8 protein-coding genes are annotated in these 7881 nt (G+C 58.5%); 6 read left to right on the top strand and 2 right to left on the bottom strand.

All coding sequences use genetic code 11. The annotated features are described in order from the left end of the window. Window positions 1-850 (bottom strand): GMC family oxidoreductase N-terminal domain-containing protein (locus EN991_RS14590; RefSeq protein WP_127369014.1); only part of this gene is annotated, 850 nt, incomplete at its 3' end. Window positions 851-1292: 442 nt separating this feature from the next. Here EN991_RS14590 and EN991_RS14585 point away from each other — a divergent pair. After that, window positions 1293-1811, top strand: a complete 519-nt coding sequence (locus tag EN991_RS14585; protein WP_013530428.1) for a ferritin-like domain-containing protein — start codon at window positions 1293-1295, stop codon at window positions 1809-1811. 145 nt (window positions 1812-1956) lie between these two features. On the opposite strand, the gene EN991_RS14580 is transcribed toward EN991_RS14585, so the two are convergent. Further along, window positions 1957-2154 carry a hypothetical protein gene (locus EN991_RS14580; RefSeq protein WP_013530427.1) on the bottom strand — a complete coding sequence of 66 codons (198 nt, stop codon included), beginning with the start codon at window positions 2152-2154 and terminating at the stop codon, window positions 1957-1959. Window positions 2155-2979: 825 nt separating this feature from the next. Here EN991_RS14580 and EN991_RS14575 point away from each other — a divergent pair. The 5 genes from EN991_RS14575 (at window position 2980) to EN991_RS14555 (ending at window position 7761) form a co-directional block, all read left to right on the top strand. Continuing rightward, window positions 2980-3750 carry a hypothetical protein gene (locus tag EN991_RS14575; protein WP_127369013.1) on the top strand — a complete coding sequence of 257 codons (771 nt, stop codon included), beginning with the start codon at window positions 2980-2982 and terminating at the stop codon, window positions 3748-3750. A gap of 38 nt (window positions 3751-3788) precedes the next feature. Continuing rightward, window positions 3789-4487 (top strand): TIGR00730 family Rossman fold protein, encoded by a 699-nt coding sequence (locus EN991_RS14570; RefSeq protein WP_063172726.1) that lies wholly within the window; start codon window positions 3789-3791, stop codon window positions 4485-4487. Between the two features lie 138 nt (window positions 4488-4625). Then, on the top strand, window positions 4626-5501 hold the full coding sequence (locus EN991_RS14565; protein WP_245460968.1) for a DMT family transporter: 876 nt from the start codon (window positions 4626-4628) through the stop codon (window positions 5499-5501). Between the two features lie 136 nt (window positions 5502-5637). Further along, window positions 5638-7305 (top strand): peroxidase family protein, encoded by a 1668-nt coding sequence (locus tag EN991_RS14560; RefSeq protein ID WP_127369012.1) that lies wholly within the window; start codon window positions 5638-5640, stop codon window positions 7303-7305. A gap of 54 nt (window positions 7306-7359) precedes the next feature. Further along, the gene (locus EN991_RS14555) at window positions 7360-7761 is read left to right on the top strand and encodes a hypothetical protein (RefSeq protein WP_013530422.1); all 402 of its coding nucleotides are present in this window, start codon (window positions 7360-7362) and stop codon (window positions 7759-7761) included. The last annotated feature ends 120 nt before the right edge of the window (window positions 7762-7881 follow it).

Genomic DNA, 7881 nt, shown 5'->3' with positions numbered 1-7881 from the left:
CCTCGATGTCCTTTCGATTCAAGAGAGCCGCCGGACCGATGCCCGAGCGCTGCAGGATGACTGGAGAGTGGATGGCGCCGGCCGAGACGATGACCAGCGGCGCCTCGAATTTGCGAACCTGACCGGCCACGATGGCCAAAACGCCGATCGCTTTCTTGCCATCGAAAAGCACCTTGTCCACCGTCGCCTGCCCGATGATGGTGAGGTTCGGCCGGTCGCGGGCAGCTTCCAGATAGCCGTCATTGACCGACACGCGCTTGCCGGCTCGACTGTTGATGGGATAGGTGCAAGCCCCTTCGGCATCCGGAGCATTGAGATCGTCATGCCAGGGATGGCCGAGGGCCATCGCGCTTTGGCGCATGGCCTTGTCGACGCTTCCCCAGCTTTCGACAGGCGCGCGGTAGATCGGAATCGGGCCATCGCTGCCGTGAAAATTAGCCGCGATCGGGTCATCCTCCAGCCGGCAGAAGAAGGGCAGCACGTCGGCTCCCGACCAGCCCTTGCATCCGATTTCCTCCCAGCGGTCGAAGGCATGGAGCACGCCGCGAATGGCAATCTGCCCATTGACGGCCGTCGAACCGCCAAGCCCCTTGCCGCGCCAGTAGACCCGGTGTTCCTGCCGCTTGGTGCGGCGAGCCATCAGGTCGGGGTACATATACTGTTGCTGAAAATGATCGGGAAGCAGCAGGTTGAAGGGATTTGGACTCGCCATCTCGGCAGGTTGCTCGCCGCTCCGGAAGTCCGGCCCCGCTTCCAGCAAAAGCACGTTCGTGCCCGCATCTTCGGTGAGCCGGGCGGCAAGGACAGCCCCGGCTGCGCCGGCTCCGACAACGATGACATCAAAGGGCATGCCGCACTCCCTACATCCGACCAATGCACGGCTCACTCGACCGCGACATCATCTTTGATTTCATTGTGCACGATCATCTGCTGGCATTCAGGCTCGGCGACGGACGCCGGAACCGACCACCTTAGCCGCCGTTGCACGACAGCAAGATCATCATGATTTGTTTTATATGTAAATATGATTTCGTATATGAACCCCTCGGAAGTATCTCTTTTCACCATCTACTCCATACGGCGCGACGAACCCCGGTGCTTTCCGTCCCCCCTGCCGGCGGTTCTCACACCGTCATCGTCCATCGCCTTTTGATGTCGATCGGCCCTCGATAAAAGCGGTGTTCGACGCGCTGCCCTTCCACGTCGCCCCCAGGGAACAACTGCTTCCATGGAAAGTTAGTCCATGGCTACACCGCCGGTGAGCTTTCACGACGATCCAAGGGAGACAAATCATGGCGACTGCAAAAAGAGCGACGACCAAGGGACTGGAGGCTTTGTTCCTCGATGGGCTGAAGGACATCTACTACGCTGAAAAGAAGATACTCAAGGCCTTGCCGAAGATGGCAAAGGGCGCCGAATCCGAGGAGGTGGCTGCGGCCTTCGAGAAACATCGCATGGAAACCGAAGGCCAGGTTGATCGGCTCGAGCAAGTGTTCGAACTTATGGACAAACCGGCTCGCGGCAAAACCTGTCCGGCGATCGACGGCATTCTTGAGGAAGGGTCGGAAATTCTCGACGAATACAAGGGCGACCCAGCCCTGGATGCTGGGCTGGTCGGCGCGGCACAGGCCGTCGAACATTATGAAATCGCGCGCTACGGCACGTTGGTCGCGTGGGCTGAACAGCTTGGCAAGAGCGACGTCGTCAAGCTCCTCAACGAGACATTGAAAGAGGAGGTCGCGACGGACGAAGCGCTTTCCGGGCTGGGCGAAGGCGGTGTCAATGAGCGCGCCCTGGAGCAAGCTGCCTGACTGGGCGTCCTGACTGAAGTCGCCCCGGCAAAGTCGCCGGGGCGACTTTCGCGACTCCAACCGCAGCGTCGTCGATAGCACCTCTTTCAGATGCAATCAGACCCACCCCGATACTTCGGGGTGGGTCTGCTGAAATCACCCGCGATCAGCGGTTTTTGTGACTTTGTTCGCCAGCTTTCACGTGCTGTTCGTGGGTTCCACCACGCATGCCGGATCCATCGCCCTGCTGCCGTTGACCACCACCAGCGGCCTGCTGTTGCTGACGGTTTTTATTGTCGGCATTCTTGTGGCTCTGCTGGCCTGCCTTCACATGCTGTTCGTGGCTACCACCTTGATTGGGCATTCTTCTTCTCCTTCACAATGCACGAGGCGACAACCGCCTCGATTGCCTAAGAAGAGTCAGGCGCGAACGTTCCCTTACGTAACATTTTGTGAAGACCCTCAGACAAGCCGGGCGTTCGAAGGAGCTTGAGATGGATGCCGACCCGGAGAGCGTTGCGCCAACCTCGGGAGTAAGGTGCGTTGCACTGTCCCGCTGAATTGAAATGGGTGGTCTCGAAAGCTTGCTGGATAGCGAGATGCGCACCTTGCCACGCCGTTTATGCATTTGCGCGGAACGGTGGTGCTGTTCGCGTAGGCCGCATTGGGAGTCATCAGAGGTGCCATGAGAACCGCGATTGTCGAGATGGCGGTGAATGTTTTCGTCAAGCTGCGTAGCATGATCGAATTCCATCCTTGGATTCAGTTGAGGTTCAGGTTCGACCGCTCAGCCTTTTGCGGATGTCAGTCTGGCGTTGCGGCTGTGATGTTGGGCAACTCAGCGTAATTCAGCGTGAAATAACGATCATCGTTCCCCGGTGTCTTCGCATGATCGTCGAGAGATGATTTCCGGTCTTCGCGGTCCGTGCATCCGGATGGCTGTCAATGGAGGCTCGGCAGGCGACCCGCTTAGACAATGTCGTCGGCCAGGGCTGCAAGGCCCCGCCGACACAGAAGCTCGCCGCGGGATAAGGCTGGCCGAGGCAATTGAGAGAAGTAGATCAACCGTCACCTTGCAGGGACCGCCAATGCGATCTGCCTGTTAGCCTGGACGGACCCATTCCAGCGCAATTCACGTTGAGATCACGCGGAGCACTGCAAAGCATGCGTCATAAGGGAGGAACCCGACATGACGCTCAACATCAATAAGCCGCTGCGTGTAGCCCCAGTCGAGATTTCAGCTCGCGAAACAGCCTCATCCTTCACGGTCCGGTCTCCGCGCCTCCTTGCTTGGCGCAGCGCGTTAACGGCACGGATGTCTGGCCCTGGGGGAGCCTACAATGTCGGCAACCTCATTGGTCTTTGTCAGGGGATTACGGCGCAGATTCTCGTATCCGGCGATCTGAACCAACTCCTCTGGACAGGCGCGCCGGCCGCCATCAGCCATTATTTGACCGGCAATTTCGCTGCGATCGCAATGACCTCGGCGACGGCGATCTTCTTCGCCAGCGGCGAGATCTACCATCGCGCCTGGAACGGGCGTCTCAAGCCTAGGGAAAATCTCAACCGCCTGGGTGATTTCCTGTCCGGCGTTGGTGCCGTTTGCCTTGGCCTGGCCCTGTTTGAACTTGGCCATCCGTTGCTGGCGTTGACATCGGGCCTGCTTCATTCCGTTGGAAAATTCGGCAGTGCTTGCCACCGACCCGGTGTCCGGATCCTCAACTTGTCGGAATACGGCCCCGACCCGTTTCGCGTCATGGTCCTTCTCAGCCGGCTGCCGGCCCTCATCGCCGCCGGGACAGAACTCTGTGCATCGCTGTTCAAATTCGAAGTCGAACAGCCACAGCATTGGTCTACGCCCGCCAGCCTTCTCGTTTGTTACCTGCTCTGGTCCTGGGCTGACCTGCTTCTGTTCCGATCGAGCCAACCTCGCGCAGCCCGCGATCATTCCGCCGGCTGATCAAGCTTCGCTATTCCAACCTCATTTGGAGAGACACCATGTTTGGATCATCATCCGACAATTCCGCAGAACAGATCGGCCGCTCCTATCCCTTGCAGCGACGCATCGGCACGATCTGCGTTTTCGGCGGCGCCATGCTTGGCAACGATCCCGACCACGCCCGTTGCGCCACCATCCTTGGCGAGACGATAGCCGCAGCAGGTATTCGCCTGGTCTATGGCGGTGGCTGTGATGGCCTGATGGGCCAGGTGGCTATTGCCGCAGCAGAAGGGGGTGGAACCGTGATCGCGATCACCCCGCAGTTCCTGATCGAGCGGATGAGAATGCTATTATCGGGATGCCAGACGATTTCAGTTCCCGACATGAGTATCCGCAAACAGCTCATGTTTGACTACGCGGATGCATTTGTAGCCTTGCCTGGCGGCATCGGAACCGTTGAGGAACTGACCGAGGTCATGACGCTTCGCAAGCTGGAAAGGCACTGCAAGCCGCTGGTCCTGGCGAATTTCAAAGGCTTCTGGTCACCACTTCTCGGCGTCTTCGAGAGCATGTCTGAGGCTGGCTTCATGAACTCGTCAACCCGATGCACGCAAATGGTTTCGGCAACCCCGGAGGCCATCCTTCCGCTTCTTCAGCGCAGCGTCAGTTTCGAGCAGAACGAACCGCCAAAGCCCGTCCTGCTGCCCACCATCCCCGTCTTGCGCAGATCACATATATCGAGTGCTGGCCCCGGATAGATCGCGAACCAAAAGACGCGTTCTTCCGCGCAACACCAGCCACCTCGACAATGACGGGGTCCGTCGGCCCCGATCATCGCTTTCAAACCCGATCACAAACCGTTGGAGCCATTGCCCGCTGTGGTGATGCGATCAATCATGTCCAGATTCAAGGCAAATTCCTTGCTAATGCTTGCTGCGCTCATTTGGGGAGTGGGCAATGTGTCCCACAAGACCATACTGGCCCACCTCGATCCCATGGCGGTTGTTTTCCTGACCAGCGTGATCGCCGGACTGGTGACGTTGCCATTCGCGGTGCGGGAGCGCGACCCCGAAACCAACACCGGCTGGTTTCCAAGTGTGGCGAGAGTGGTTCTACTTTTTGCCCTCGGCTGTGTGGTCCAGCAATTGTCCTATGTCAGCACGACGGTGACGAACTCGAGCCTCCTTATCAGCGCTTCCACTGTTATCACGCCGATCGCCGCGTGGCTGATCATGAGGGAGCGTCCAAGTGCACTGATCCTATTCGTCGCAATTCTGACGGTCGTGGGATCGGCTCTCCTGGCGGGCGGCTTCAATGGTTCGGCAACCGCCGGCGACGCTTTCGCCGTCCTGACTGCAATCTGTTTTGCAGTGTGGACGGTCGAACTCGGGCGGCATGTGCAGGCACATGGCCATCCCTTCGCGACGGCGGCCGCACAGTTCATCGGGACGGCCGTTGCCACGCTACCTTTCGCCCTGCAGGGCACAATGACATTTCAGGCAATTATGGCAGCATGGCCAGAACTCATCATGCTTGGTGTGTTCTCGACCGCTGTCGGCTTTTGCCTGCAGACTTCTGCACAGCGCTACACCACTTCGTCCCATGCGGCGGTGATTTGCAGCGGAGAGGGTGTGTTCGCCGCCATTTCCGCTGCCGCTCTGCTTGGTGAACGGCTTTCGCCCGACGGGCTTCTGGGTGCGTGCGTCATTCTGTCCTGTGTGCTGTTCACCGCCGTCTCGGCGGGCCCGAAGCTCGATCCGTCAGTGTCATGATCGCCTCGGCAATGTCGTTCTGCTCTGGGGCCGCGCCATTCAAACCACCGACGGGCAAGTCTGTTTCTACTCTCGGATTCATGCCAAGCTACTCGCCTGGCCGCATTCATCCTTCTGGAAAACGAGGTCTACTTCGATGCTCCACGGCGAAACGTCCTCCTTCGAAGCCGCTAACGTGCCGAACCGGTCAAACCAGCATTCAGACGACGGCCTCAACGACAAGCCGACCTTGCGAGGCATCAGGCTCTTCCCGTCCCTGGCAGACATGCCGATCGCCTTGTTTGACGCAACCGAAGACGAGAGCGCCATCGACCGCACCAAGGCAGGCTTGCTGGACATCACGGCGGAAATGGTCGGCCCGACCGATGGACTTGAAGGCAGCGATCTCAGCCCTACGCCAGCCGGTTTTACCTATTTCGGCCAATTCGTGTTCCATGACATCGTCTTCAGCCAAATATTCGGATTGCCCAAGCCGACAGGCAAAACCCATCATTTGAAGAACGCGTCCTCGCAAAGCCTTGACCTTTCGGGGCTCTATGGGCGGGGGCCAATCGTCGACGCCCATCTCTACGATGTTGCGGATGGGGCGGACCTGTCGGCCTGCCGCTTTCCGATCGGCTTGCCTTGCATGAAAGACAGTATGCTTCCAGTCGACGGTAAGACCATGCAGGGCCGTGATTTGCCGCGCATCGACTTCTCGGGCAAGTTTATCAGTGTCGAGGGTCGACGATCGCCTTATCGGCCCTTGGTGGCGGATCCGCGAAACGACGACAATCTTGTCCTGTCGCAACTGCTCTGCACACTCATGGGCATCCACAACAGGATCGTGGATCTACTGCTTGGCATCGGCACCGACCCAGCAGAAGCTTACAAGCGTGCCAGGATCTATCTGACCTCGGTTTACCGCACTGTGATCATCAACGACTATCTGAGAAAAGTTCTGGCTCCGGAAATATGGGACCATTTTTTCGCCAGTGACGATTTTCTTGGCGCCGGAGTCTCGGCACTTGAGACTTTCAATGCGCTGCCTTTGGAATTCACCTTCGGTGCGTCGCGCTTTGCCCACGCCATGGTCCGGCAGTTCTATGTCGTGAACGACAGGTCGGTCGAAGAACCAGCCAATCTGCGCAAAATGCTGTCCTTTTCCAGCCTGCGCCCGGGTGGGGAGATTCCAATACCCGAGAACTGGATTGTCGACTGGAACCGGTTTGCCTCAGCCGACACCCCGTCGAAAGCTCAAAGTGCCCGGCGCATAGGACCATTCCTGTCGAAAGAACTGACGATTGCCGGCCTGAGTGCGGAATTGAACGGCACAGTCCGGCCGGTTGCCTTCATGGATTGCTGGCGCTGTTACGACCTTGGTTTGCCATCCGGGCAGGACGTGGCCGGTGCGGTGAAGACCGCCCTGGGCGACAACAATATCGATGTGCCGGTCCTGACGGGCAATGACATGCTTCCCACGGCCGCCTGCGCCAAACGTTACGTCTACAACGCCGGCCGACTTCGGGCCGCTTTGCAACGGTACCCGGAGTTCCTGAGGCAAACACCTCTCTCCTACTATATCATCCAGGAGGCGTCCGTTCTTGGTAATGACGGCAGCCATCTTGGCCCAGTTGGCTCCTATGTGGTGGCCGCCACGATCGCATCCGCACTGTTCAAGGCTGCCGATACGGATATCACCTCTCGCAGGCTCATTCCGGACGTAGAGCCAAAAACGCTGGCAGGACTGCTCGATCTCAATGATACTGCGAAGGTATCGGATGAAGTGCTTGGCGGCCTGCTCGGCAGTCAGGGTTTTCAATAGCGCTGATAACGGCAGCGCTACAGTGCTCAATCTGGTTTAGCGGGGGAAGTGGACATGGTGAAGTTCAAAGATGTGCAGTTCGAGGCGCTTGGCGAATTCATCCGAGACCTGATCAAGGATCCGGCCAAGCAAGCGATCTTCAGAAGTGGAGATCAGGAGGCGATGAAGGACCTGCTGCGTGGGTTCATGACGCCCAGGGACAAAACCTGGGAGGAGATCACCATCCAACCATACTTCGACCAAGACCTGATCGTGAACATCGCCTTTCCCTTCACCGGCGACGTCGAGCAAACGATCGCCACCATTGCGCCGGCGGATGGACCCGGTGAGGACTATACATTTCCCGATCACTACAATCTCGACCCGAACGCCGGCCCGCCCGATCAAATAAAGAAAAACCGTTTGAGCGCATATCATAAGCGCCTCGGCGACTACGTGATGTCACGCTGCAAGTGAAACCCGGCGCAATTGCGAGCAACGGTTCGGCCGTGTCAGCCCGACTGGGCTGCCAATTCGATGCCACGGGCCAGCTTCTCCTGATCGACTGGTAACCGGATCGGAAAAGCGGTCTTGAAC

Source organism: Mesorhizobium sp. M7A.F.Ca.US.005.03.2.1 (assembly GCF_003997795.1).
Classification (GTDB): Bacteria; Pseudomonadota; Alphaproteobacteria; order Rhizobiales; family Rhizobiaceae; genus Mesorhizobium; species Mesorhizobium ciceri.
The sequence above is the reverse complement of the archived record's forward strand: the minus strand, read 5'-3'. Positions and strand labels throughout refer to the sequence as shown.